This is a genomic window from Massilia norwichensis, from assembly GCF_024753245.1.
Taxonomy (GTDB): Bacteria; Pseudomonadota; Gammaproteobacteria; order Burkholderiales; family Burkholderiaceae_D; genus Telluria; species Telluria norwichensis.
In genome coordinates, this window is record NZ_JANUGX010000007.1 from 128,058 (window position 1) to 153,968 (window position 25,911).

16 protein-coding genes are annotated in these 25,911 nt (G+C 67.1%); 10 read left to right on the forward strand and 6 right to left on the reverse strand.

Translation table 11 applies throughout. The features are described 5' to 3' along the window. Window position 1 precedes the first annotated feature (1 nt). The 3 genes from NX782_RS08290 to NX782_RS08300 all read left to right on the forward strand — a co-directional run bounded on the left by NX782_RS08290 (window position 2) and on the right by NX782_RS08300 (window position 4,889). Window positions 2-538 carry a response regulator transcription factor gene (locus tag NX782_RS08290; protein ID WP_258845015.1) on the forward strand — a complete coding sequence of 179 codons (537 nt, stop codon included), beginning with the start codon at window positions 2-4 and terminating at the stop codon, window positions 536-538. Window positions 539-713: 175 nt separating this feature from the next. Further along, window positions 714-3,125: a catalase gene (locus NX782_RS08295; RefSeq protein ID WP_258844971.1), complete on the forward strand. Its 2,412-nt coding sequence runs from the start codon at window positions 714-716 to the stop codon at window positions 3,123-3,125. Between the two features lie 1,116 nt (window positions 3,126-4,241). Beyond that, window positions 4,242-4,889, forward strand: a complete 648-nt coding sequence (locus NX782_RS08300; RefSeq protein WP_258844972.1) for a LuxR C-terminal-related transcriptional regulator — start codon at window positions 4,242-4,244, stop codon at window positions 4,887-4,889. Window positions 4,890-5,128: 239 nt separating this feature from the next. Here the strand turns inward: NX782_RS08300 and NX782_RS08305 are convergent, their stop codons facing one another. Together NX782_RS08305 and NX782_RS08310 are read right to left on the reverse strand one after the other, a co-directional pair. Continuing rightward, window positions 5,129-5,893 carry a ZIP family metal transporter gene (locus NX782_RS08305; RefSeq protein ID WP_258844973.1) on the reverse strand — a complete coding sequence of 255 codons (765 nt, stop codon included), beginning with the start codon at window positions 5,891-5,893 and terminating at the stop codon, window positions 5,129-5,131. 62 nt (window positions 5,894-5,955) lie between these two features. Beyond that, the gene (locus NX782_RS08310; RefSeq protein ID WP_258844974.1) at window positions 5,956-8,352 is read right to left on the reverse strand and encodes a TonB-dependent receptor plug domain-containing protein; all 2,397 of its coding nucleotides are present in this window, start codon (window positions 8,350-8,352) and stop codon (window positions 5,956-5,958) included. A 171-nt stretch (window positions 8,353-8,523) separates the two neighbouring features. On the opposite strand from NX782_RS08310, the gene NX782_RS08315 reads away from it, so the two are divergent. From NX782_RS08315 to NX782_RS08325, 3 genes are all read left to right on the forward strand, one after another. After that, window positions 8,524-9,933, forward strand: a complete 1,410-nt coding sequence (locus NX782_RS08315; RefSeq protein ID WP_258844975.1) for a metallophosphoesterase — start codon at window positions 8,524-8,526, stop codon at window positions 9,931-9,933. Window positions 9,934-10,136: 203 nt separating this feature from the next. Next, on the forward strand, window positions 10,137-11,318 hold the full coding sequence (locus tag NX782_RS08320) for a cation:proton antiporter (RefSeq protein ID WP_258844976.1): 1,182 nt from the start codon (window positions 10,137-10,139) through the stop codon (window positions 11,316-11,318). Next, the gene (locus tag NX782_RS08325; protein WP_258844977.1) at window positions 11,319-12,452 is read left to right on the forward strand and encodes a YbdK family carboxylate-amine ligase; all 1,134 of its coding nucleotides are present in this window, start codon (window positions 11,319-11,321) and stop codon (window positions 12,450-12,452) included. It begins immediately after the preceding gene. Here the strand turns inward: NX782_RS08325 and NX782_RS08330 are convergent. Next, a complete protein-coding gene (locus NX782_RS08330) occupies window positions 12,449-12,892 on the reverse strand; it encodes a MarR family winged helix-turn-helix transcriptional regulator (RefSeq protein WP_258844978.1) in 444 nt (147 codons plus the stop codon). The two genes, NX782_RS08325 and NX782_RS08330, sit on opposite strands and share 4 nt — an antisense overlap. Before the next feature lie 129 nt (window positions 12,893-13,021). Between NX782_RS08330 and NX782_RS08335 the strand changes: the two genes are divergently transcribed. The 3 genes from NX782_RS08335 to NX782_RS08345 all read left to right on the forward strand — a co-directional run bounded on the left by NX782_RS08335 (window position 13,022) and on the right by NX782_RS08345 (window position 19,803). Further along, entirely contained in the window at window positions 13,022-14,347 is a 1,326-nt protein-coding gene (locus NX782_RS08335) for a chloride channel protein (protein ID WP_258844979.1), read from the forward strand. Between the two features lie 64 nt (window positions 14,348-14,411). Further along, window positions 14,412-17,249 (forward strand): bifunctional diguanylate cyclase/phosphodiesterase, encoded by a 2,838-nt coding sequence (locus tag NX782_RS08340; protein ID WP_258844980.1) that lies wholly within the window; start codon window positions 14,412-14,414, stop codon window positions 17,247-17,249. Between the two features lie 94 nt (window positions 17,250-17,343). After that, on the forward strand, window positions 17,344-19,803 hold the full coding sequence (locus NX782_RS08345) for a penicillin-binding protein 1A (protein ID WP_258844981.1): 2,460 nt from the start codon (window positions 17,344-17,346) through the stop codon (window positions 19,801-19,803). 173 nt (window positions 19,804-19,976) lie between these two features. On the opposite strand, the gene NX782_RS08350 is transcribed toward NX782_RS08345, so the two are convergent. The 3 genes from NX782_RS08350 to NX782_RS08360 all read right to left on the reverse strand — a co-directional run bounded on the left by NX782_RS08350 (window position 19,977) and on the right by NX782_RS08360 (window position 22,513). Then, window positions 19,977-20,855 (reverse strand): SDR family oxidoreductase, encoded by an 879-nt coding sequence (locus NX782_RS08350; RefSeq protein ID WP_258844982.1) that lies wholly within the window; start codon window positions 20,853-20,855, stop codon window positions 19,977-19,979. Between the two features lie 108 nt (window positions 20,856-20,963). Beyond that, window positions 20,964-22,109: a mechanosensitive ion channel family protein gene (locus NX782_RS08355; RefSeq protein WP_258844983.1), complete on the reverse strand. Its 1,146-nt coding sequence runs from the start codon at window positions 22,107-22,109 to the stop codon at window positions 20,964-20,966. Window positions 22,110-22,330: 221 nt separating this feature from the next. Then, window positions 22,331-22,513 carry a DUF3606 domain-containing protein gene (locus NX782_RS08360; RefSeq protein ID WP_258844984.1) on the reverse strand — a complete coding sequence of 61 codons (183 nt, stop codon included), beginning with the start codon at window positions 22,511-22,513 and terminating at the stop codon, window positions 22,331-22,333. A 250-nt stretch (window positions 22,514-22,763) separates the two neighbouring features. Between NX782_RS08360 and NX782_RS08365 the strand changes: the two genes are divergently transcribed. Beyond that, entirely contained in the window at window positions 22,764-25,859 is a 3,096-nt protein-coding gene (locus NX782_RS08365; protein ID WP_258844985.1) for an amidohydrolase family protein, read from the forward strand. The last annotated feature ends 52 nt before the right edge of the window (window positions 25,860-25,911 follow it).

Consider the following 25,911-nt stretch of genomic DNA (forward strand, 5'->3'; position numbering starts at 1 on the left):
GCTGGACGCCGATCGCCTGCTCCTGATCATCGAAGATGACGACGCCTTTGCGCGCACCCTCGGCCGCTCCTTCGAACGGCGCGGCTACACGGTGCTGCTGGCACCGGGCTTCGACGAAGCCCAGGCGCTGCTGAAGCAGCACAACCCCGATTACGCCGTGGTCGACCTGAAACTGAAGGGCAACAGCTCGGGCCTGGCCTGCGTGCAGATGCTGCATGCGCACGACGAGGAGATGCAGATCGTGGTGCTGACCGGCTTCGCCAGCATCGGCACCGCGGTCGAGGCGATCAAACTGGGCGCATCGCAATACCTGGCCAAGCCCTCGAACACCGACGACATCGAAGCCGCCTTCGGCCACGTGGCCGGCAATACCGAGATCGAGCTGACCAACCGCTCCAGCTCCATCAAGACCCTGGAGTGGGAGCATATCCACGCGGTGCTGGCCGAGACCGACTTCAATATTTCCGAGGCGGCGCGGCGGCTCGGGATGCATCGGCGGACGCTGGCGCGCAAGCTCGAGAAGCAGCGCGTGAAGTAGAGGGGGCACCTTCTCCCAGAAAAGAAGTTCCAACCCAGCACGACAACGCCTCCGAATCCTCCTATTCGGGCCCATCGATGGGCCCGGCAGCACCTCTCATTTGTAGCCGCTCAAGGCCCTCAATCGCCGCGCAAGCAGACTCGGCTATTGAATCGTCCAACATGAGAGGTGAATCATGGCTATAGACAACAACGGCCCCTTTGACGGTGCCGGTTCCATTCTCAGCACCGTCGGTGGCCCGTCCGATCCGACGCCGCCGGAGAGCCTGGGCGCCACCACGCCCGAGAGCGAGCGCCTGCTGGAAAAGGTCACGGAAGACGCCGATCTGGCGGCGCGCATGCCCTACAACGAGGTCAAGCCGCTCGAGTACGGGCAGGCCGCCTTTACGCCGCACCGCGGCGAGACCCGCACGCCCGACACGCCGCTGGCCACCGCCAGCACGACCACCGAGGATATCGCCTCCAGCAAGCTGGGCGACGGCGAACCCGACATCGGCGCCAATCCTTTGAACGGCCCGCTGGACCGGGTCCGGGTCGACGACTCGAACCGCGAGCTCACCACCAACCAGGGCGTGAAAGTGGCGGACAACCAGGACTCCCTGAAGATCGGCCTGCGCGGGCCGACCGCGATGGAGGACTTCATCTTCCGCGAAAAGATCACCCACTTCGACCACGAGCGCATCCCCGAGCGCGTGGTGCACGCGCGCGGCGCCGGCGCGCACGGCTTCTTCGAAAGCTACCAGGACCTGTCCAGCATCACGCGCGCCTCGCTGTTCGCGAAACCCGGCAAGCGCACCCCGGTGTTCGTGCGCTTCTCGACCGTGGTCGGTTCGCGCGGCTCGGCCGACACCGCGCGCGACGTGCGCGGCTTCGCCACCAAGTTCTATACCGACGAAGGCGTGTTCGACCTGGTCGGGAATAACATCCCGGTGTTCTTCATCCAGGACGCGATGAAGTTCCCGGACCTGATCCACTCGGTGAAGCCCGAGCCGCACCACGAGATCCCGCAGGCCTCCAGCGCCCACGACACCTTCTACGATTTCGCCGGGCTCTCGCCGGAGATTTTCCACATGCTGATGTGGCTCGAGTCCGACCGCGCGATCCCGCGCAGCTACCGGATGATGCAGGGCTTCGGCGTGCACACCTTCCGCCTGGTGAACGCGAAGGGTGAAAGCCGCTTCTGCAAATTCCACTGGACGCCGCTCGCCGGCACCCATTCGCTGGTGTGGGACGAGGCGGTCAAGCTGGCCGGCGCCGACCCCGACTTCCATCGCCGCGACCTGTGGGAAGCCATCGAGTCCGGCAACTTCCCCGAGTGGGAGCTGGGGCTGCAGGTATTCACGGAGGAGCAGGCCGCCGCCTTCAAGCTGTTCGACGTGCTCGACCCGACCAAGATCGTGCCCGAGGAACTGGTGCCTGTGCGGCCGGTCGGGCGCATGGTCCTGGACCGCAATCCGGACAACTTCTTCGCCGAGACCGAGCAGGTGGCCTTCTGCGCCGCCCACGTGGTGCCCGGCATCGACTTCACCAACGACCCGCTGCTGCAGGGCCGTATCCACTCCTATGTCGACACCCAGCTGACGCGCCTGGGCGGGCCGAACTTCCACGAGATCCCGATCAATTCGCCGGTGGCCCAGGTCCACAACAACCAGCGCGACGGCTTCCACCGCCAGGCCATCAACCGCGGCCGCGTCAACTATGAGCCGAACTCGCTGGCCGGCGGCTGCCCCTTCCAGGCCGGCAGCCGCGGCTTCGTCAGCTATCCGCAACCGATCGAAGGGAGCAAGGTGCGTGGCAAGCCGGAGCTGTTCGCCGAACACTACGGCCAGGCGCGCCTGTTCTGGAAGAGCCAGACGCCGGTCGAGCAGAAGCACATCGTCGAGGCGTTCCGCTTCGAGCTGACGCGGGTGCAGACCCCGGCCGTGCGCGAACGCATCGTCGCCGGCCTGGTCAACGTCGATCCCAAGCTGGCGAAAGCCGTGGCCGACCAGTTGGGTATCCCGGTGCCGCCGCCACTGCCGCGCGTGAACAACACGCCGATCCCGGATTACCCGCCGTCGCCTTCGCTGTCGCTGCTGGCGCGGCCGGGCCGGGTCGGCATCCGCACCCGGCGCGTGGCGATCGCGGTCGCCAACGGCGTCGACGCGGCAGCGGTGCGCCAGATCCATGCTTCGCTGCTGAAGGACGGCGCGCAGCCACGTGTGGTGGGGCAGCATCTGGGCGAGGTCGCTGCCGTGAACGGCAAGCCGCTCGACGTCGAGGTGACGTTCGAGGCCACGCCGTCGGTGATGTACGATGCCGTGGTGCTGCCGCCCGGCGAAGCGGCGGCAGCGGCGCTGGAGCGCGATGGGCGCGTGCTGGAATTCCTGCGCGACCAGTACCGGCACGACAAGCCCTTGCTGGTGCTGGGGGCAGGGCGGCAGCTGGTGGCGGCGGCCGGCCTGCCGGTTGCGCTGCCGAACGGTGAGCCGGACCCGGGTATCGTGGTCGCCGATCCGGGCCACCTCAATGCGGCGCTGGTGGCGTTCAAGACGGCGGTCATGCGCCACAAGATCTACGCGCGCGAAACCGACCCTCCCAGAGTGTGAGCGTCATGTGCCTCTGTCACGTTCGTTGTGCGTCACGATGGAACAGGATCGCCACCGTCATCTCGGGTCATCGGTTGGCGGCAGGGGCCAAGTAGCACTCGCCTATAGACGGCCGGTTCAACCGTGGTGGCCCTGAAATACGTTTCCCCACGGTCCTGCCCAAATACCTCGGTAAACATGAGGCCGACGTCGACCAAGTCTGCGGTTACCGCGTCCTGACGTCGGTCCACGCGGTTTCGATGCGCGTGTCTTCGGGTCATCTGATCCTTGCCCTCACAGATTGGCGCTGCCTGTTGCGGTTCAAGCGCCGGAAGTAGCGGTCGCGTAGCCACGACGGACGAGGAACAAGTCTCCTCCAGTAGCGAATACGCCTCGGATAAAGAACATCCACCTCTCTGCAAAGGCGCGTGCCAGAGTCTTCGTACATAGCGGTACCCGTAGTCGAATAGGCGCGAGTTTAAGAAATTGCCACAGCAGCAATAGCAGGATCGAGCTAACGCTCGAAACGCACGGAAGTGTGAAAGGCGTAGCATGACGCGAGCAAATTTCATATCGAAATCGACTTTGTTAGTCGCCAATAAGTTGGCGCTTTTACCCGCATCTGTCCTATAAGGAGCTAGAAGAATCTGACACTGTGTAGGAATTTTCTGAATCGTTTTTCTCTGCAAGTGCTTCTCTTATACGTTCTAAAGCTTTGTCTGCGAGCATCAACACCAGGTCTGAATAATGTGAGCGGTGTGAGGGTGAAAACGTAATGTCCATTGCAATTGCGATAATTGCTGGGTGTTCTGATACGCAAGTTTCAGCTATTTTGTTTGACATGGCTCAAGAGAGGTGCGATTAGTGGTTGAAGATTAGCAAGCCAAGCTTAACCACTGGACGTTTCCCAGCACTTGCGCGGAATCAATAAAAATCGGCTAGCAATCTCTCCCGCATAATCAAAATTCCCGAAGCACTTGATTTATGGCGCAATTTTTTTTAATTCATCTTCCCCTGTGGGCGTATTGACACATGTCATCTTTGTAACCGGTGACTTTTGGTCAATGACACCGTTAAGATATGGACGTTTTCCTACACGCTGTCCGAATACAACTAGAGGGAAGAATAATGAGAATTATGGTTGCAGATAATAACGAAACGATGCGCCTGGGAATGAAAGCTGTCTTTGGGAAACAACCGTCACGTTATGCAGTCGGGGAGGCGGCAGATCGCGCAGGGTTGATGAGCGAATTGCTGAATGCGAATTACGATCTTGTGGTACTTGACCCAATGCTGTGCGCCGGGGCAGGCGAAGCCTTGATTCGGCAGATCAGGCGTGAAGCGCCGAAGGCACACGTGCTGGTTTATACGGATCTGGATGAGTTAAAGCATGGGGTACGGGCGATCCGCGCCGGGGCACGCGGCTATTTGATGAAAAACCGACCTGCATCCGAGCTGCTGGATGCCGCGGAACGTGTCAGTGCCGGTAAATTACACATGAGTGAGGCACTTGCGGAGGAGGTTGCCCTTAGTGCTTGGGGAATCAAACAGGATACACCACATGAAACGCTCAGCGACCGCGAAAAAATGGTGTTCGCCATGCTCGTTTGTGGAATGTCAGTCACTAATATTGCGGTTGCATTAAATCTGAGCTGTAAAACAGTGAGCACGCATAAAGCCCGGACCTTGACGAAAATGCGTTGCAAGAATTTAAGTGAATTGATTGAGTATGCACTTTCACACGGTTTAAAGGCCGACTGCGAAGCAATGTGCAAAGTTTGGTGACACCTGAATAGAGCGAAGTAATCGGGAAGGAAATTGCTTTGTCAATGCGCAATCCGCATACAGTGCCTGAACACCTTCTATCATTGATGCTTTTCTCCGACATCGCCTCCTCCCGATTAGCTGCGGACGAGATGATTCATGCATCCTTAAGTAAAGAAAATTGGCGTGTATCAACAAAATTTATTTTATTCATTGATTTCATTGCGCGCAATTTCCTCGCGATGTTGGTTTGATCTATATCAATGTCCTGCCCGGCTTAAGGCAAACGCCGCCAGGAAGCCGGCCACGGTGATCAGGCCGGCGAAGTCGTGGGCCACCGCGAAGGCTTCGGGGATCATGGTATCGACCAGCATTGCCAGGATCGCGCCGGCCGCCACCGCGGTCGTCGCGGCCACGACTTCGCTGGAGAAGTTCTGGAACACGGTATAGCCGAGCAGCGAGGCGATGCCCGAGGCGAGCGCGATGCCGCCCCAGATGCCGAATACATAGGCGGGGGAACGGCCGGCCTTCTTCATGCCGGCGGCGCTGGACAGGCCCTCGGGCACGTTGGACAGGAAGATCGCGGCCACCGCCACCGTGCTGACCACGCCGCCCTTCAGCATCGACAGGCCGATCACGATCGATTCCGGGATGCCGTCGAGCAGGGCGCCGACTGCGATCGCCAGGCCGCTGCCCTGGTCCTCGGCCTCGGAAGGCTGCTGGTCGCCGGAGCGCTTGCGGTGTTTCGCGCCGCGGTGGTTGAGATACCAGTTGGCCGCGGTATAGACCGCGGCGCCGCCGAGGAAGCCGTAGGCGGTGGCATCGAAGCCGCCCTGGCGGTAGGCTTCGTCCATCAGTTCGAACGAGAGGGCGGAGATCAGCACCCCGCTGCCGAAGGCCATGACGGCCGCGATCAGGCGCTGCGGCACCTTCAGGAAATAGCCGGCGGCGGCGCCGATCAGCAGCGCCGCACCCGCCACGAAACCCCAGAACCCGGCCTGGGCCCATATTGGTATGGTATGCATCGGTTCATGATAACCAGACCGGGCCGGTGAGCGGCGTACGCTAGCGGCTCAGCGGCGCATGCTTACCAGCTGTAACCCACCTTACCGTAGAAGAAGCGCCCATTGAACCCGTTCGGCGCCCAGACGCTGTAAGGCTGGGTGCCGTTCACGTTCAGGTTGCCGGCCGAGGTCACTTGTGCCGGATAGCGGTTGGTCAGGTTGTCGATGCCCAGGGTCACGCGCCAGTTGCTGGCCACGCGCACCGAAGCCGACACGTCCAGCACCCATTGCGGATCGTAGGTCTGGTCCAGCGCCACGTTGTTTTGCGGGACGGTGAATTTTCCGTAACGCGTCACGTTGGCGTGGCCGCTCCAGGTGCCGCGGGTGTAGTCGCCGGCCAGGGTCAGCTTGTCCTTCGGCGAACCGACGGTCAGGCGGTTGACGGTCTGGCGGTCGGCCAGCACCAGGCCGGCGTCGGCCAGCAGGGCCGGGGTCGCAGCCACGTGGCGCACTTCGTTGTCGTTGTGGTTGTAGGCCAGCGTGAAGTCGGCGCGCGCGCCTTGCGCCAGGTTCATGCGGTAGGTGCTGACCACGTCCACGCCCTTGGTGCGGGTATCGACGGCGTTGGTGAAGTAGCGCGCCGCGCCGACGTAGATGCCCTGGTTGCGCAGCGCGTTGCTCAGGTTGGCGGCGCCGCTGCTGGTCAGCTGCAGGTTGGACGAGAAGATCACGCGGTCGTCGATGTCGATGCGGTACAGGTCGACGGTGGTGGTCCAGTTGCGGATCGGCTGCCACTGCGCGCCCAGGCTCAGGTTGCGCGCGCGTTCGGGTTTCAGCGGCTGGGCGCCGAGGGCGCTGGCAGCCAGGCTGCCGACCGCGAAGGTGCCGGTCTCGATCGGCGTGTTCTGGCCGTTGATGACCAGGAAGTTGGTGGTCGTGATCGTGTACGACTCCTGGGCCAGCGACGGTGCGCGGAAGCCGTTCGAGACCGTGCCGCGCAGCGCGAACTGCGGCGTGAACGCGTAGCGCGCCGAAGCCTTGCCCGAGGTCGTGTTGCCGAAGTCGCTGTAACGCTCGTGGCGCACGGCCAGGGAGCCGGACAGCTGCTTGGTGATGTCGCCTTCCAGGTTCAGGTAGAGCGACTGGTTGTTGCGGCTGTCCTTGCCGGCGTTCTCGGGACGGAAGCCGGCGAAGCCCTGGGCGCCGCCGCCGAAATAGGAATTCGGCTCGCCGGCGCCGATTTCGTACGATTCGTAGCGCGCCTCGGCGCCCAGCGCCACCGTCAGCGGGCCGCTCATCCACGAGACCGGGATCTCGCGCGCCACGTCCAGGTTGGCCACGTCCTGGGTCGTGGTCAGTTTGCCGGCGTAGAAGCTGGTCTGGGTCGGGTTCGGGAAGCCGGGGCTCAGGTTGGTGGTGTTGTCGACGTCCAGGCTGAAGCGGTTGCGGCCGAAGTTCAGGCTGGCGTCCCAGCGCCAGCCTGCCAGCTCGCCGCGCAGGCCCGTCACCAGCGAGGAGTCGGTCGATTTGCTGTCTTCCAGCGGCAGGAAGCCTTCCGGGTACAGCGGCGAGCGGCCGGCCAGGCGCCAGGTCGCCGCCGACGAGGTCTTGCGCTCGCCGTAGTTGGCGAAGGCGTACCAGTCGAGGTTTTCGTTGATGTTGACCTGGCTGTTGAGGAAGAGGCTGCGCGGACGGCTGTCCGGGTCGCCGTAGCGCTGGGTGATGGTGCCCTGGCGCGGACCGGCTTCCGCACGCGGGTCCGGGAAGGCGCGGTTGGTCGGGTTGCGGTTGGCCGCTTCCACCGCCACCCGGACCCAGCCCTTGTCGCCCAGCGCGAAGCCGGTCGAGCCGCGCACGGTGGTCTGTTCGCCGTCGCCCTTGTCGTATTCGCCGTACTGCGCTTCGAACTCGCCGCCTTCGGCGCCTTTCTTCAGGATGACGTTGACCACGCCGGCGATGGCGTCCGAGCCGTACTGGGCGGCGGCGCCGTCGCGCAGCACTTCGATGTGGTCGATCGCCGCCAGCGGGATCGCGTTCAGGTCGACCGGTGCCGAACCGCGGCCCTGGGTGCCGTTGACGTTGACCACGGCGGAGGTGTGGCGGCGCTTGCCGTTGACCAGCACCAGGGTCTGGTCCGGCGACAGGCCGCGCAGCTGGGCCGGACGCACGGCATCGCTGGCGTCGGCGCCGGCCGGGCGCGGGAAGTTCATCGAGGGCAGCAGGCGCGACAGGACGGTGGCCAGTTCGCTCGAGCCGGTGCTCAGCAGCTCCTTGCTGGAGATGACGTCGACCGGCGATTCGGTTTCCAGCGTGCGGCGGTTCAGCGAACGGGTACCGGTGACGACCACCGCCTGCATTTCGCCGGCGGCGGCCTGGTCCGGGGTGGTCTGCTGCGCCTGGGCGGCGGGCAGGCTTGAGGCGATCAGGCCCAGCGCGAGCAGGGCGCGGGCCGGGTTGGGACGAGAATGCTTGACGCTCATGTTCTTCTTTCGATATGTTGCGCAGCACCATGGCTGCGGAGGGACCCGAGCTTAACAGGCTGTTACTTTCCAGGCCAATAAGGATTCGCATTATGCTTATATGAAGAATGCATAAGCGCCAGCTTGCTGTTCGGAATGTGGTAACTTGTCAATTTTGCCCAGACAGCACCCATGCCTTTCCACCGCACTTCCTCAGGACTCCTCCTTGCCGCCGCGCTGGCCGGCTGCGCCACCCAGCCGGCGCATGACCCACTGCAATCGGCCTTCGTGATCGTGGCCGACGACGGCGCCGCCATCGCCCGTGCCATCACCAGCGCGCCGGCTTGCCCGCAAATCGAGATCGACGGCCGTGCCGCGGCCATGAACGTGCGTGCGCCGCTCGCCCCGATTCCGCTGCGTCCGCTGTCCGGCGAGGCTGCCGGCCGGCCGCAGGCGCCATCCTCGGCGGTGCAGAGCTGCGAGGCGCCGCTGCCCGCCGGCGTGCGCAGCGTCGCGGTGGCCGGCCGCAAGCTGCCGCTGCCAGTGGCGGAGCCGCAGCGCATCGTCGTGATCGGCGACACCGGCTGCCGCCTGAAGGGCAAGGAGTTCCAGGACTGTAACGACCCGCAAGCCTTTCCCTTCGCGCGCGTGGCGGCCAGCGCCGCCGCCTGGAAGCCCGACCTGGTGATCCACGTCGGCGACTACCACTACCGCGAAGATGCGTGCCCGGCGGACCGTCCCGGCTGCGCCGGCAGTCCCTTCGGCTATGGCTGGGATGCCTGGCAGGCCGACTTCTTCGCCCCGGCGCAGGCCCTGCTGGCGGCGGCGCCGTGGGTGGTCGCGCGCGGCAACCACGAGACCTGCGTGCGTGGCGGCCAGGGTTGGTGGCGCTTCCTCGACCCGCGCCCCTTCGGCCCGCAGAACAGCTGCGACGATCCGGCCCAGGACCTGCACGGCGACTACACCGACCCGTATGCGGTGCCGCTCGGCGGCGGCGCCCAGTTGCTGGTGTTCGACAGCGCCAACACCAGCTACAAGGGCTTCGGGGCCGGCGACGTCCGGCTCGAGAAGTACGCCGACACCTACCGCAAGCTGGAAGCGCTGGCCGCACGCGCGCCCCACAACATCGCGGTCGATCACCATCCGCTGTATGGCTTCGGCGCCAACCAGGACAAGAACACGGGCGCGATCACGCTGTTCGGCGGTGACGCCGGCCTGATCCAGGCCTTCGGCGCGATCCAGCCGCGCCTGCTGCCGGCCAAGGTCGACGTGCTGTTGTCCGGCCACGTACACCTGTGGGAGCAGGTCAGCTTCGCCTCCGACCACCCGACCCAGTTCGTCAGCGGCTTCGCCGGCACCGCCGAGGACATCGTGCCGCTACCGGCGACCGTTGCGCCGGGCACCACGCCGGCACCGGGCGCCGTCGTCGAGGCCATGAGTTCCTGGATCGACGGCTTCGGCTTCATGACCATGGAACGGCGAGGCGCCGACCGCTGGGACGTCGTGGTCCACGACCGCGACGGCAAGGAACGCAATACCTGCACGGTCGAAGGCCGCCGCTCGCGTTGCGCGCTGCCGCAGGTGCCGCGTGCCGCCAAATAAGTACATTGGGAGAAATATGGTTGCCTACAATACACGATCTGTGTGACAATGTGTCTGTGAGCGGGGTTGCCGGAATGGTTTCCGGCAGTCTTCGCGATCAGCGATGAGGATACTTCGTATCTCTTGTGCTCCCGGCCACGCCGGGAGCGTTTTTTTCCCTGGTTGCCCGCTCCGTCCGACCAATCAAACTCGGAGGAGGGCATATGGACGAGTTGATTTCCGCCGCCGCCCAGCTGGCCTGGCCGCTGGCCCTGGTGGTGTCCTGGATGGCCGGCGAACTGGCGCATCGCTGGACCGGTGTTCCCCGCATCAGCATCTACGGCCTGGCCGGCTTCCTGGCCGGTAACCTGGCACTCGAAGTACAAGGTCCGATCGACCATTCCCCCTATCTGCTGCTGGCCAGCCTGGGCTTCGGCCTGATGCTGTTCGAGCTCGGCTACCGCATCAACCTGCGCTGGCTGCGCGCCAACCCCTGGATCCTGGCGACTTCGCTGCTCGAATCCGGCGCCACTTTCCTGGCCGTGTGGCTGGCCGCCGACTGGTACGGCGCGCCGCCGATCAGCTGCGCTCTGCTGGCGGCGCTGGCGATGGCGACCTCGCCGGCCGGCCTGATACGCGTGCTGAACGAGCAGGGCGCCGGTGGCCAGGTCAGCGAACGCGCGATGCACCTGACGGCGCTGAACTGCGTGTTTGCGGTGTTCGTGTTCAACCTGATCGTCGGCGTCAAGGTGTTCCAGACCTCGGGCGACCTGCTGCATGCCGCCGGCGCCACGCTGCTGGTGCTGATCGTGTCCGGCATCCTCGGGGCGCTGGCCGGCGTGCTGGTGCCGCTGTGGCTGCGCAAGTTCGGCGGCAAGGATGCGACCCTGACATTTGCTCTGATGGTTCTGCTGGTGGTGGCCACGGCCCACGTGCTGAAACTGTCGCCGGTGCTGGCCGCACTGTGCTTCGGCCTGGCGGCGCGCCATCGGCGCAGCGCGCTCGGCGTCGCCCAGCGCAATTTCGGCGCGCTCGGCGACCTGCTGTCGGTGCTGCTGTTCGTGTACGCGGCCTCGACCCTGACCTGGGCCAATGTGCGCGAGGGCCTGGTACTGGGCGTCCTGCTGGTGCTGGTGCGCCTGCTGGTCAAGGTCGGCGTCTGCGCCGCGCTGGCGCGGCCGTCCGGCGTGTCGGTGCGCAAGGGCGCGCTGTCCGGGCTGGCGCTGGCGCCGCTGGCGGTGTTCACGGTGCTGATGATCGAGCAGACCCGGCGCCTGGGCCTCGACTTCAATTACAGCCTGGCGCCGCTGGTGGCCATGGCCCTGGTGATGCAGGTATTCGGGCCCTTGATCACCCAGCGCGCGCTGGGCTGGGCCAACGAGAGCCACCAACACAAGGAGATCTGAATGAGCCTGGGACCCTTTGCCGTTTCCGAATCGCTGACCATGGGCGTGGAGCTCGAGCTGCAGCTGGTCAGCCTGTCCGACTTCGACCTGGTGCCGGCCTCGCCGGACATGCTGGACCTGCTGGCGCGCGCGCCTTTCCCGGGCAACGTCACGCCCGAGATCACCCAGAGCATGATCGAGATTAACAGCAGCGTGCACACCGGCCACGACGCCTTGCTGGCCCAGCTGCGCGAGATCCGCGACACGCTGCTGGCCGCCGGCGACCGCCTCAACGTCGGCGTCTGCGGCGGCGGCACCCACGCCTTCCAGCAGTGGTCCGAACGGCGCATCTTCGCCAAGCCGCGCTTCAAGGAAGTGTCGCAGCTGTACGGCTACCTGGCCAAGCAGTTCACGGTGTTCGGCCAGCACGTGCACATCGGCTGCCGTTCCGGCGACGAAGCGATGTACCTGCTGCACGCGCTGAACCGCTACGTGCCGCACTTCATCGCGCTGTCCGGCTCCTCGCCCTTCCTGCAGGGCGCCGACACCAGCTTTCAGTCGGCCCGTTTGAATTCGGTGTTCGCCTTCCCCTTGTCGGGCAGGGCGCCGTTCCTGCTCAGCTGGGACGCCTTCGCCGAGGCCTACTTCGAAAAGATGGCCGGCACCGGGATCGTGAAGAGCATGAAGGATTTTTATTGGGATCTGCGGCCCAAGCCCGAATACGGTACCATCGAACTGCGCGTGTGCGACACGCCGCTGTCGGTCGAGCGTGCGGCCAGCCTGGCCTGCTACCTGCAGGCCCTGTGCAGCTATCTGTTGGCCGGCAACGAACCGCCGCCGCGCGAAGACGACTACCTGGTCTACAACTACAACCGCTTCCAGGCCTGCCGTTTCGGCCTGGACGGCACCCTGGTCCATCCGCAGCGCCACGAGCAGGTGCTGCTGCGCGACGATATCCTCGCGACCCTGCGCCGGCTCGAGCCGCATTACGAGGCACTGGGCAGCGGTGCGGCACTCGAGCGGATGCGCCGCGACATCGAACTCGGCAGCGATGCCGACTATCTGCGGGCGGCTTTCCGCGAAGGCGGCAGCCGCGAGGCGGTGGTCGACGCCGCGCTGGAGCGCTTCCGCGAAGACCAGCCGGCGTGGGCTTAAAGCGACTGGCCCAGCGGGACCTTGGCGCTGGCCTCGTCCGCTTCGAGCAGGGCGATCAGTTGGCCGAGGTCGTGCTCCATGCGTTCCAGCGTGGCCGGGTCGAGGCTGGACAGGGCGTCCGGCAGCACGCCGGCGAAGGGCATCGGCGCGCTCTTGAGCACCGTTTCGCCTTCCGCCGAGATACGCAGCGACACGCTGCGCCGGTCCATGCCTTCGCGCGCGGCAGTCACCAGGCCGCGTTCGGACAGGCTCTTGATCAGGTTGCTGGCGGTGGACTGGTGGATGTCGAGTTCGCGCGACAGCTCGGTTACGCCGATACCGGGACGCCGTTCGATCACGGACAAGGCCCAGAGCTGGGCGCCGCCGACGCCGGCTTCGCGCTCGACCTGTCGGAAATGGGTCTTGACCGAGTTGAAAACGATACGGAACTGGCGCAGCACGCGGGTTTCCGGTGCGGCGGCCTCGGCCCCGTCGGCGGGGTTTGACGAAAATGATGATGAGGACATAAACCGAATGATAATGGATAAACCCGCGCCAAGCCCAGTTCCCCGTTGCAGGAATGTTACCCCATGAAGCCACCACGCTCGATGCGCGAGGCGCTGCGTCAGGAGCTGGCCGACTGGCGGCTGTGGTTCGCACGCGCGCTGGTGGTGGCGGCAGCCGTGGCGGCCGGCCTGACCGTGGTCGGTTTTACCTGGCTGGCGGAGACCGCCAGCAGCTATTTCACGGCGCTGCGCCTGCAAGCCTGGTGGGCGCCGCTGCTGGCCGCCCCGGCCGCCGCCGCCGCGGTGGTCTGGTGCACGCGGCGGTTTGCGCCGGGCGCGGCCGGTTCCGGCATCCCGCAGGTGATGGCGACGCTGGAAAAGGAAGTCGGCGATGCCGAGCGCGGGCTGTTCGTCTCGCTGCGCCTGAGCATCGCGAAAATCCTGCTGACCTCGGGCGGCCTGCTGGGCGGGCTGTCGCTGGGCCGCGAAGGGCCGTCGGTGCAGATCGCGGCGGGCATCATGCTGCAGGCGCGGCGCCTGATGCCGGTTGGCGCCCCAGTCGGCGTGCATGGCCTGCTGGTGGCCGGCGGCGCGGCCGGCATCGCAGCGGCTTTCAATACCCCGCTGGGCGGGGTGATGTTCGCGATCGAAGAGCTGGCGCGCGCCCCCGAGCGCCGCAGCAGCGGCCTGATCATCGCGGCGATCGTGCTGGCCGGCCTGGTGGCGGTGTCGGCCCACGGCAACGGCACCTATTTCGGCGTGATCCATGCGCCGACGCCAGGCCTCGGCCTGCTGCTGCCGGGACTGCTGCTGGCGGTGCTGGCGGGTCTAGCCGGCGGCCTGTTCTCGCGCCTCATGATCGCGTCGCTGTCGGGCCATTCGCTCGACCCGTTCAGCCGCTTCCGCGCACGCCGGCCGGTGCTGTTCGCGGCCGGCTGCGGGCTGGCGGTGGCGGTGATCGGCATCGTGACCGCGGGCGCCGCCTTCGGCTCCGGCTATGGCGCCACCCGCACCATGGTCGAGGGCGCGGGGGCGATGCCGCCGGCCTATGCCTTGTTCAAGTTCCTGGCGACCTGGCTGACCAGCTGGGCCGGCGTGCCGGCCGGTATCTTCGCGCCCTCGCTGGCGATCGGCGCCGCGCTCGGCAACGACGTGGCGCTGCTGCTGTACGGTACCCAGATGCCGGCCCTGATCGCGCTCGGCATGGTCGGCTTCCTGTCGGCCGCCACCCAGGCGCCGCTGACCGCCTTCATCATCGTGATGGAGATGGTCGACGGCCATGCCATGGTGCTCAGCCTGATGGCCTGCGCTTTGGTGGCGTATGCGGTGGCGCGCGCGATCAGCCCGCCGCTGTACGCCACCCTGGCCGGCTTCCAGCTGGCGCGCCTGCCGGCCAGGCCGGTCGAGTAGCCGGAAAGCCGCGCCGGCTTCCGAAACCGGCGTCCAGGACAGACCAAGCCTGTTACCATGGGCTATGTCGAAATGGATCGCGCGCATCGGCCGCGTCCGTCTGCGGCCACACGATATCGCCGCCGCCTTGACCTTGCTGGGCGGCGTTGTGATCGCTTTTGCGCTCGCCAGCGGCCTGCACGAGGCCGACAGCGAACGCGCCCGCGGCGAATTCCTCCAGCGCGCCGAGACCAATTACGCGGCGGTCGCCAATAGTTTCGGCGACGTGCTGGTCGTGCTCCAGGCCAGCAACTCCCTGTTCGAAGCGATCGGCAAGGTCGACCGTGCGCAGTTCGGCGCCTTCGTCCTGCCCCTCATGCAATCGCATCCCTACCTGGACGCGGTGGTGTTCCACCGCCTGGTCGAAGGCGCGGGGCGCGGCAGCTATGAAGCGGAGCAGGCCAGGGCAAGGCCGGGATTCCGGATACAGGCGCGTACACCCGACGGCGTCGCGCCGGCACCGCAGCGCGACCGTTACCTGGTGGCGGAATACGTCGAGCCGATGAATGGCAATGCCGGCCTGCTCGGCTTTGATGCGCTGTCCTTCGCGCCCGAGGCCCGCGCCTTCGAGCAGGCAGTCGAGAGCGGCCGTCCGGCCGCCAGCCGGCTGCTGCCGCTGTTGCAGCAAGCGGTGCAAGCGCAGCCGCAAGCGCAGCGCCAGGCTTTGGGCGTGGTCATGGTGATGCCGGTCTACCGCGGCGGCGTGGTGCCGCTGGACGCGGCGGCGCGCCGCGCGGCGGTGCTCGGCGACACCGCGGTGGTGCTCGACGTCGGCGAGCTGGTGGGGCACACGCTGGCGGGTGCCCGGCTGCTGGGCCGCGCCGGCATTGCCATCGAATTGTCCGGCCTGGGCGAGCAGGGCATGCGCACCGCCTACCGCTGGGACAGCATGGGCTGGCGCGCGGTGCCGGCCTGGCGCGGCTGGCTGGGCGAGCAGACCTTCTCGGTACAGTACCCGTTCGAAGCCGCGGGCCAGCGCTGGAATCTGCGCCTGGCCGCACGCTCGACCGACCTGGGCGGCGGCGTGGCGCCGCTGGCGGTGCTGGTGCTGGGCTGCCTGGCCAGCTTCGCCCTGGCGGCCTGGGTCCGCGTGCGCAGCCTGCGCGCCGGCCACGTCGAGGCCCTGGTCGAGCGCCGCACCGCCGACCTCGAGCAGGCGCTGACCCAGACCAACCTCTATCTGCGCGCCATCGAAGCCAGCGCCAACGTCGTGATGCTGGTGGACGCGCGCCGGCCCGGCTACCCGATCGAATACGTGAACCCGGCCTTCGAGCGCATGCGCGGCTACGGCGCCGCCGAGGCGGTGGGGCGGCGCCTGTTCGACGTCGCCGAGCGCGAACCGGACAAGGCTGCCGTGGCCGAGCTGCTGCAGGCCATGCGCGAGCGGCGCGAGGGCCACGCCACCATGCGCCTGCGCTGCAAGAGCGGCAACGAGCTGTACGCCGACGTCTATGTGGCGCCGGTGTGGGAGGGCGAGGACACGCCGGGCCACTTCGTGATCACGCAGTACGACGTCAGCACCGCCAAGCGCTACGAAGCCGAGCTGGAGGTGCGGGCACGCTACGATACCCTGACCGGCCTGGCCAACCGGGCCTTGCTGCAGGACCGCATCGAGGCCGCGATCGCGCTGGCCGGTCCGAACGACGCGGTGTGGGTGGCGGCGCTCGACCTCGACCACTTCAAGTACGTCAACGACACCCTCGGCCACGGCGCCGGGGACGAGATGCTGAAGGCGGTGGCAAGCCGGATCCTGGCCACGGTCGGGCGTGCCGACACGGTCGCGCGCACCGGCGGCGACGAGTTCGTGCTGGTGCTGCCCGGCCGCGCCGACGAGAGCGAGGCCGCGGCCACGGTCCAGGCGGTGCTGCTGGCGCTGGCGGCGCCGCTGTCGCTGCACGGCCAGGAGCTGGTGATGACCGGCAGCGCCGGCCTTGCGGCCTGGCCGGCCGACGGCCTCGATGGCCCGACCCTGATCCAGCACGCCGAGGTGGCCATGTACCGGGCCAAGGACCTCGGCCGCAATGCGGTCCAGTTCTACACGCCGGCGATGAATGCCCGGGCACGCGAACGGATGGCGCTGGAGGGCGCGCTGCGCAGCGCGCTGACCCAGGGCGAGTTCGAGCTGCACTACCAGCCCCAGGTCGACCTCGAGAGCGGCGCGGTGGTCGGGCTGGAAGCGCTGATCCGCTGGCGCCACCCGAGCCTGGGCCTGGTGCGGCCGGACCGCTTCATCCACCTGGCCGAAGAGACCGGGCTGATCGTCCCGATCGGGGCCTGGGTGCTGCGCACCGCCTGCCGCCAGAGCTGCGAATGGCAGCATGCCGGCCTGGGGCCGCTGCGCATCGCTGTCAACCTGTCGGCGCGGCAGTTCGCCCAGCCCGGCCTGGCGCGCGACATCCAGCGCGTGCTGGACGAGACCGGCCTGGCGCCGACCTGCCTCGAAATCGAGCTGACCGAGAGCCTGGTGATGGAGGACGTCGAGGGCGCGATCCGGACCATGGGCGAACTCAAGCTGATGGGGGTGAAACTGTCGATCGACGACTTCGGCACCGGCTACTCCAGCCTGTCCTACCTGCGCCGCTTCCCGGTGGACGTGCTGAAGATCGACCGCTCGTTTGTCCGCGACATTCCCGGCAGCGAGGACGACGCCGCGATGGTCTCGGCGATCATCGAACTGGCGCGCGGGCTGCGCATGCGGGTGATTGCGGAAGGCGTGGAAACCGAGGCCCAGCTCGACTACCTGAAACGGCGCGGCTGCGACGAGGTACAGGGCCACGTGTATGCACAGGCGGCCTCGCGCGCCGACGTCGAGGCCTTGCTGCGCACCGGCCGCCACGTCAAGCCGCAGACCGTGAGCGCCTGACAAAGCGGCGTGAAAGCGGTCTGGCGCACCGTGAATTCGCAAGCCCTCGGCTATACTTGCGGCGGGTACCAACAGGAGCAGGCAGGAACACAACGTGGACGACCATAACAAGAACGAAGAACAGCAACAGGATCAGGATGTCGTGCGGCCGATGGGCTATCCCGGCTTCGACCGGCGGCGTGCCGGCGCGGCGGCGGCACGGGCCCGCGCGCGTTACGCCGAGCGCTATGCCGAGGTGCGCGCCGGCCTGATGGCGCGTCCGCCCTTGCAGCGCTGGCTGCTGATCGGCCTGTGGACGGGCCTGGCCCTGATCGTGGTGTTCGCGATCTACGTGGCGATGCTGTTCCCGCTCACCCCCGGCATCGAGGACGTCAAGCAGGCGCGGGTCGCGCGCCCGACCGTGGTCGTGTCGAGCGATGGCCGCGAGCTGGCCAGCTTCGAGCAGGGCTTGCAGGAAAAGGTGAAGCTGTCGGAGATCTCGCCGCACGTGATCACGGCCCTGATCTCGACCGAGGACCACCGCTTCTACGAACACCATGGGGTCGACTTCACGCGCATCGGCGGCGCCATGCTGGCCAACCTGAAGGGCGACGCCCAGGGCGGCTCGACCATCACCCAGCAGCTGGCGCGCAACATGTTCCGCGACGAGATCGGCAGCCGGCGCAACCTGAACCGCAAGCTGAAGGAGCTGATCACCGCCTTCAAGATCGAGAACACCTACAGCAAGACCGAGATCCTGGAAGCCTACCTGAACACGGTGCCCTTCCTGTACAACACCTACGGCATCGAGATGGCCGCGCGCACCTATTTCGGCAAGTCCGCGTTCCAGCTCAGCGAAACGGAAGCCGCGACCCTGGTCGGCATGCTGAAGGGCACCGCTTATTACAACCCGGTCACCAACCCGGAGCGCTCGCTGGCGCGCCGCAACGTCGTGCTGGGCCAGATGCTGAAGGCCGGCGCCTTCAGCGAGAGCCGCTACCGCCAGCTGGTCAAGCGCAAGCTGGGCGTGCACTTCAGCCGCCAGGCCGAGCGCAACGGCCGCGACGACCATTTCAGCGCCTACGTGCGGCGCTGGCTGGTCGAATGGGCCGACAAGAACGACGTCAACCTGCAGCAGGACGGCCTGGTGGTGCAGACCACGCTCGACTACGACCTGCAGCAGGCGGCCCAGCGCGCCGTCGAGCGCCAGGCCGACGCCCTGCAGGCGATCGCCGACGTCGACTGGGCGCATTCCTGGCCGATCAACTCGACCTCGACCCAGACCTACGCCGACATGCGCGACGGCGTCTCGCCCTTCGAGTACTTCTGGCAGTCGCACGGCGAGCTGCTCGATGCCTTCGTGCGCGAGTCGGCCGACTACAAGCGCGCGGTCGAAGGCGGCGAAGCCCCGGCCGCGGCGCTCAAGCGCTTGCGTAGCGACCGCGATTTCATGCGCCAGCTGAAGGCCGCCAAGTCGCGCCTGGAGGCCGGCTTCGTTGCGATGGACCCGACCAGCGGCGAGGTCAAGGCCTGGGTCGGCAGCCGCAACTTCCAGCGCGAACAGTTCGACCACGTGAACCAGGCCACGCGCCAGCCGGGTTCCACCTTCAAGCCCATCGTCTACGCGGCGGCGCTGGAACGCGGCATCACGCCCGACCATCCTTACCTGGATGCGGTGACGACGATCCGCGACCCCAACGGCACCACCTGGCGCCCGACCGACAACAGCGGCACCACCGGCCGCCGCCTGACCATGCGCGACGGCCTGGTGTTCTCGAAGAACACCATCACGGCCCAGGTGATGCAGGACGTGGGCGTGGCGCCCATCGTCAAGCTGGCCCAGGACCTGGGCGTCCGCGGCAGCAAACTCTCGGCCGTGCCCTCGATCGCGCTCGGCACCAGCCCGGTGACTCTGCTGGAGATGGTCAGCGCGTATTCGACCATCGCGGCCCAGGGCGAATACCGGCGCCCGGTGTTCGTGCGCAAGATCACCGACCGCGACGGCAACGTGGTGGCGGACTTCGCCAGCCAGACCCCGCAGCGCGTGCTGTCGCAGGCCTCCGCCGTGACCCTGATCGACATGATGCGCGGCGTGATCAACCGCGGCACCGGCACCGCCGTGCGCAACCGCTTCGGCATCGGCGGCGACGTCGCCGGCAAGACCGGCACCACCCAGAACAACGCCGACGGCTGGTTCATCATGATGCACCCGAACCTGGTGGCCGGCGCCTGGGTCGGCTTCAACGACAACCGCGTGACGATGCGCTCGAATTATTGGGGGCAGGGCGGCCACAGTGCGATCCTGCTGGTCGGCGACTTCTTCAAGACGGCGCTGGACAGCGGCAAGCTGCCGGCGGACGCCGAGTTCCCGGGCTTCCGCAAGGCCGAGCCGGTGGTGCGCCACGTCGAGCCGGAAGAGGACATGGAAGAGGGTAGCGACATGCAGCAGGAAGGTCCGCCGGCCGACCTGGCGCAGCCGCCCTCGGAGCCGGGCGACGAGCCGGAAGAGCACCCGCGGGCGGAACCGGAGCCGCCGCGCGGGGACGCGGTGAACCGCTTCCCGAACGACGCCTAGTACACCGTCGCTCCCACCTTACTACCGTCGTTCCCGCGAAAGCGGGAACCGATGCTGAACAAATGACACCGGTACGGCGTTCCCGCCGAGGTTGATGGGTGATGCGGACGCGGGCACGGGGTGCCCGCCCTACCAACGTAGGGTGGGCACCCTGTGCCCACGTGCCCGTCCGCTTACAGAATCGGCGTACCGCCAGTAACAGCGATGCGCGCCCCCGACACGTAACTGGCCTCGTTCGACGCCAGCATCACATACACCGGCGCCAGCTCGGCCGGCTGGCCGGCCCGCTTCATCGGCGTTTGCTGGCCGAAGCTCGCCACCTGGTCCGGCGGCATGGTGGAGGGAATCAGCGGGGTCCAGATCGGCCCCGGCGCCACCGAGTTCACGCGAATGCCCTTTTCGGCCAGCAGCTGGGCCAGGCCGGCCGTGAAGTTGGCGATCGCACCCTTGGTGGTGGCGTAGGCCAGCAGGGTCGGCTTGGGATTGTCCGAGTTGATCGAGGTGGTGTTGATGATCGAGGCGCCGGGCTGCATGTGCTTGACCGCCGCCTTGCAGATGTGGAACATCGCATCGATGTTGACGGCGAAGGTATGGCGCCATTCCTCGTCGGGGATGTCCTCGATCGATTCGTGGGTCATCTGGAAGGCGGCATTATTCACCAGCACGTCGATGCGGCCGAATTCCTGCACCGCGCGGTCCACCAGCGCGCGGCAGTGCGCCGGATCGGCCAGGTCGCCGGGCACCAGCACCGCCTTGCGGCCGGCTTCCTTCACCAGACGCTCGGTTTCCTTGGCATCCTCGTGCTCGTTCAGGTAGGCGATCAGCACGTCCGCCCCCTCGCGCGCGAAGGCCAGGGCGACCGCGCGGCCGATGCCGCTGTCGGCGCCGGTGATCAGGGCCTTCTTGTCGGCCAGGCGGCCGTGGCCGACATAGCTCGATTCGCCGTGGTCGGCCTTGGGCGTCAGCTGGGCCTCGGTACCCGGCGGGGTCTGCTGCGGAGTTTGCGCCTGGGCCTTCTGCTGGTTCTGCTGTTGCGACTGCTGCTGGGACATAAATCCTCCATCGAAAGCGTGGGCTTGCGATTCTAGGCGCGCCGGCCGGGCAGCGGCGCCAGACTGCCGCCCGGCAATCAGCCTGGTGGATGGCGCCCGCCGCGGCGCTCAGGGCATGGGCCGCGCCTGCGGTTTGCCGCGGCCGTCGGGCCGCTTCACCTCGACGGCGTCGTTGGCCGCCTGCTCGGCGCCGCCGCCCTCGTTCAGGATCAGCTGCTGGGCGCGCGGCGCGGTCGAGACCCCGAGCTCGCGGAACAGCTGCATCGCCTCCAGCAGCACCTGCTGCTGGGTCTTGAGGTAGAGGCTGAAGTCGGCGTCGCTCAGGTTGTAGACGATGTCGTACTCGATGAAGTTCTGGTCCAGCACGGTCAGGTTGACGTGGTCCAGCTTCACCTTGTCCTTGGTTTCGATGATGGCGGACAGGCGCGGCGGCAGCTTGGCCGCCAGCTCCGGCGGCGTGGCCGGGTTGATGCGCAGCGCGAACTGCACGCGGCGGGTGGTCATGCGCTTGAAGTTGTGGACCGTCTTGCGCAGCAGCTCGGCGTTGGCGATCACGATCTGTTCGCCGGACAGCGCGCGGATGCGGGTGGTCTTCAGGCCCACGTGCTCGACGGTGCCCGAGAATTCCGGCACCGAGACGTAGTCGCCGACCTCGAAGGGCTTGTCCACCGCGATCGACAGCGAGGCGAACAGGTCGCCGAGGATGTTCTGCACCGCCAGCGCGACCGCGACACCGCCGATGCCCAGGCTGGCCACGAAGGTCGTGACGTTGATGCCCAGGTTGGCCAGCATCGCCAGCAGGAACACGGTCCACACGCTCCACTGCAAAGCCCAGATCATCAGCGTGTGCGCCACCGTGACCTGTTCGTTTTCCTTGTTCTTGCCGTGGATGCGGAAGTAGCGATGTGCCGTCACCGCGATCGCGCGGTGCAGCCATAGGGCGAGCTGGGCGCCGAGGGTCAGGAACCACAGGTGGCCGACCCGCACGTTCCAGGGCGGCGGCAGGTCGAGCACCGAGACGCCGATCAGCAGCGAGGTCGCCAGTATCGCCAGGTTGCTGGTCCTGGCCAGCGTGTGGCGCAGGACGTCGACGATGGGCCGCTGGGCGGTTTCGCCGTCCAGCTGGTTGAGGCGGCGCCGGAACAGCACCACGGCGCCGTGGATCAGGAAGAAGCTGAGCACCGCGGCGCCGATCGCAAAGGCGGCGTTGGTCCAGCTGATGTCGAGGGATGTGAAATAGCCGCGGATATCCATTGGGCTCCTTTCGAATCGGTACGTGGGGTAAAGGGCAGGGCAAAACGGGGCGGAACAGGGCGGAACAGGGCGGGACAGGCCCTGAGCCCGCGTGCGGCGAAACGGCTTGCGCGGATGGCGGCAGCCCGGTCGGCCTGCACAGCCGGGTGGACGCGCGCTGCGCCCATCCGGCTGGACACGCCTGTTCGAAGCGCCGTTGCCGGCGCCCGGGTGCGACGTGCTTAGTGCTTGGTCCGCAGATGCTGGCGAACGGCTTCGGCGCTGTTGCCGGCTTTCTTCACGGCCTGCTGCAGTTCTTCCTCGGAGACGCCCAGTGCCTTGGTCCAGTACTGGATCTCGTGCTTCTCATGCAGGTTGATGCGGGCGCGGTCTTGGGCACCGCGGTTTTGCAGATTGTCGGACATGATGGGCTCCTTTATTCACACGTTACGGGTCCAGCGTGCCATCGGGCGCAGCCGTATTCCGTTCGCTGCCTAACCTTGAGTAACTATATTTGCTATCGAAAAAAGTTCCCATGCGTCAGCAATATGCGTTGAGCCTGATCAGGAAACCCAGCAATACCAGCATGGTTTGGCGAGCCCGGCAGTACGATCAAAGCGATGTCTGCACCACATTGGTGCAAATCGGCAACTTTCCAACATCCCGGAGGCAGCCATGCAACATCGCAATCCCGGTGGTCTTTCCACCCGCAAGACTCTCCTTGCCGTCGCCGCCACGGCCTTCCTTCTCTCGGCCTGCCAGTTGCAGGGCGGCGGCCGCGTCGACCAGCTGAACGATCTGCGCGGTCCGACCCAGGACTACCGGGTCGAGCTGCGCGAAGGCACCAACATGGCGGCTTCGCCCTCGCCGGACGGCCGCCGCATCGTGTTCTCGGCGCAGGGCGCGCTGTGGATCATTCCCGCCGGCGGCGGCACCGCCACCCGCATCACCGACTGGCACCTGGAGCCGACCGCGCCGGTGTGGTCGCCCGACGGCAAGCGCATCGCCTTCCAGAACTACGCCCCGGAAGGCAATTACCACATCTGGACCATCGATCCGGACGGCCGCCACGCGGAAGAGCTGACCACCGGCCCGAACGACGACCGCGAGCCGGCCTGGACACCGGACGGCAGCGCGCTCGTGTTCTCATCCGACCGCAGCAACGACGGCCAGTACAAGATCTGGACCGTGCCCGCGGCCGGCGGTCCGCCGCAGCAGGTCACGACCGGGCCGGGTGCCGAGAGCAATCCAGTGGTGTCGCCGGACGGCGCCACACTGGCCTATGTGGATGGGGCCAACGTGGTGACGCGGGCGCTGGCCGGCGGCACCCCGGCGATCGTCGCGCCGGGCACCGCGCCGGCCTGGCTGCCGGACGGCAGCGGTCTGGTCTACCAGAACGCGGACCGTCAGCTGGTACTCCGTGGCACCCAGGTCACCAGCGGCGAAGACATCTTCCCGTTCCCGGTGCGGTACCTAGCAGACGGCCGCTTCCTGTACACCGCCGACGGCCATATCCGGGTACGCGACGCCGCCGGCGCGAGCCCCAGGGACATCGGTTTCCGCGCCGAGCTGCTGCTGCGCCGCCCCGACTTTTCGCACCGCAAGGACCGCCAGTTCGACAACTTCGGGCAGCGCCAGGTCCAGGGCATCAGTGCCCCGGTGCTGTCGCCGGACGGCCAGAGCATCGCCTTCGTGGCGCTGAACGACGTCTGGGTGATGCGCATCGGCGAAGCGCCGCGCCGCCTCACCAACGACCGCGACCGCGACATCAGCCCGCAGTGGACGGCGGATGGTACGGCGGTCTATTTCTCGACCGAGCGCGGCAACGCCGGCCAGCTGGCGGTCGACCAGGTCGACGTCGCCACCGGCGCGCGCACCCGTCTGGCGGCGATCCCGGGCCGCTCGATGGCGCTGCCCAAGCTGTCGCCGACCGGGGATCGGATCGCCTACACGACCCTGTCCGGCCAGCTCGAGATCTGGAACCGCGCCACCGGGACCTTCCAGGTGATCGCGCCGGCCGTCGGCAGCCAGGTCAGCACGCCGCAGTGGCTGCCGGACGGCCAGCGCATCCTGCTGGTCGACAACGAGCGCATCAACAACCGCTTCCGCGAGGGCTACAACAAGCTGCGCGTGATCGACCTCGCCACCGGCCAGGGCCGTTTCTACGCGGTCGCGCCGGCACCGCGCCAGATCTCCGAGCGCGACGAGGGCGCCGCGGTGCTGTCGCCGGATGGCACGCGGGTCGCCTTCATCATGGACTCGCTGCTGCACGTGATGTCGCTGAACCCGGACGGTTCGCCCGCCGGTCCGGCGCGCCAGGTCACCAGCGAACCGGCCGACCTGCCATCCTGGGGCGGCAACGACACGCTGCTGTACAAGTCGGCCAACCGGATCCGGGTCGTCAACGCCAATGGCGGCGGCGCGCGCGATGTGGCGGTGAACCTGCAATGGCGCCAGGCCGCACCAAGCGGCACCACCCTGATCCGCGCCGGCGCGCTGTGGGATGGCCTGGCGCCGACCCTGCGCTACGACGTCGACATCCTGGTGCGCCAGAACCGCATCGCCTGGGTGCGGCCGCACCAGGCCGGGTCCGAAGCCCAGGCCGAGCGCTTCATCGATGCCAGCGGGCTGACCGTGATGCCGGGCCTGATCGAAACCCACATCCACCCGCTCACGCTGTACCAGGGCGGGCAGGTGGGCCAATGGCTGCCGCTGATGCTGTCCTATGGCCTGACCACCGGCCAGTCGGTGGGCGGCCCGCTGCACCAGAGCATCGAGCTGCGCGAGTCGCTGGAGTCCGGCAACCTGATCGGGCCGCGCCTGTTCGTCTCGCCGCCGCTGTGGGAAGGCAACCGTTTGTTCTACCACTTCGCGCGGACCCTGCGCACCCCAGGCGTCGCCGACATCGAGATCGCCAAGGCCAAGGCCATGGACGCCGACTTCCTGAAGTCCTATGTGCGGGCGCCGATCCCGATCATGAGCCGCATCGCCCAGGGCGCGCTCGACCTCGGCGTGCCGAGCGGCACCCACCCGATCGAGCCCGGCGCCGCCACCGGCATCGCCGGCACGACGCACCTGAGCGCCACGCAGCGCATGGGCTACAGCTGGTCGAAGTCGGCCGCGCGCGCGATCACCTACCAGGACGCCTACGACACCTACGGCAAGGGCAACTTCCACCTGATCGACACGCTGTTCTCGGCCGCCGCGCTGGCGGGGCAGGACCCGGGCATCGTCACCGATCCGCGCTTCATCCTGGTGCCGCCGAACTTCGTGGCCGGCCTGCAGAACGCCACGCCGCCGACCGCGGCCCAGCTCAGCGGGATCGTCAACGATGCCACCCAGCAGGCGAAAGTGGTGGCGGCAGGGGGCCTGGTTGCGAACGGCACCGATTCGCCGCTGGTGGTGCCGGGCATCCAGCTGCACCTGAACCTGCGCGCCGCCGGCCTCGTGCTCGGCAATTACACGGCGCTGCAGACGGTGACGATCAACGCGGCGAAGATGGCGCTGGTCGACAAGGACCTGGGCTCGGTGGAGCCGGGCAAGCTGGCCGACCTGATCGCGGTGCGCGGCAATCCGCTGTCCGACCTGCGCGCGGCGGCGGCGGTGGAGGTGGTGATGAAGAATGGCCGGGCCTATACGCAGGCCGAGATCCTGGCGCCGTTCAGCACCCCGCAAGCACTGGCGGCACGGCGCGACGCGCTGGCCGCCTACCAGGCGCGCTGCGCCAGCCATCCTGCCGAGTGCGCGGAGGACGGCCAGCACGCCGACTGATCCCTTGGTAGCCGGATCCCGGACGAGGCGCGGGACCCGGTTTTGCGCCCGT

Bases quoted from the DNA above. Each gene is read 5' to 3' on its own strand.
- NX782_RS08295 (WP_258844971.1), top strand. From the start codon at position 714: ATGGCTATAGACAACAACGGCCCCTTTGACGGTGCCGGTTCCATTCTC.
- NX782_RS08300 (WP_258844972.1), top strand. From the start codon at position 4,242: ATGGTTGCAGATAATAACGAAACGATGCGCCTGGGAATGAAAGCTGTC.
- NX782_RS08305 (WP_258844973.1), bottom strand. From the start codon at position 5,893: ATGCATACCATACCAATATGGGCCCAGGCCGGGTTCTGGGGTTTCGTG.
- NX782_RS08310 (WP_258844974.1), bottom strand. From the start codon at position 8,352: ATGAGCGTCAAGCATTCTCGTCCCAACCCGGCCCGCGCCCTGCTCGCG.
- NX782_RS08315 (WP_258844975.1), top strand. From the start codon at position 8,524: ATGCCTTTCCACCGCACTTCCTCAGGACTCCTCCTTGCCGCCGCGCTG.
- NX782_RS08320 (WP_258844976.1), top strand. From the start codon at position 10,137: ATGGACGAGTTGATTTCCGCCGCCGCCCAGCTGGCCTGGCCGCTGGCC.
- NX782_RS08325 (WP_258844977.1), top strand. From the start codon at position 11,319: ATGAGCCTGGGACCCTTTGCCGTTTCCGAATCGCTGACCATGGGCGTG.
- NX782_RS08335 (WP_258844979.1), top strand. From the start codon at position 13,022: ATGAAGCCACCACGCTCGATGCGCGAGGCGCTGCGTCAGGAGCTGGCC.
- NX782_RS08340 (WP_258844980.1), top strand. From the start codon at position 14,412: ATGTCGAAATGGATCGCGCGCATCGGCCGCGTCCGTCTGCGGCCACAC.
- NX782_RS08350 (WP_258844982.1), bottom strand. From the start codon at position 20,855: ATGTCCCAGCAGCAGTCGCAACAGCAGAACCAGCAGAAGGCCCAGGCG.
- NX782_RS08355 (WP_258844983.1), bottom strand. From the start codon at position 22,109: ATGGATATCCGCGGCTATTTCACATCCCTCGACATCAGCTGGACCAAC.
- NX782_RS08360 (WP_258844984.1), bottom strand. From the start codon at position 22,513: ATGTCCGACAATCTGCAAAACCGCGGTGCCCAAGACCGCGCCCGCATC.
- NX782_RS08365 (WP_258844985.1), top strand. From the start codon at position 22,764: ATGCAACATCGCAATCCCGGTGGTCTTTCCACCCGCAAGACTCTCCTT.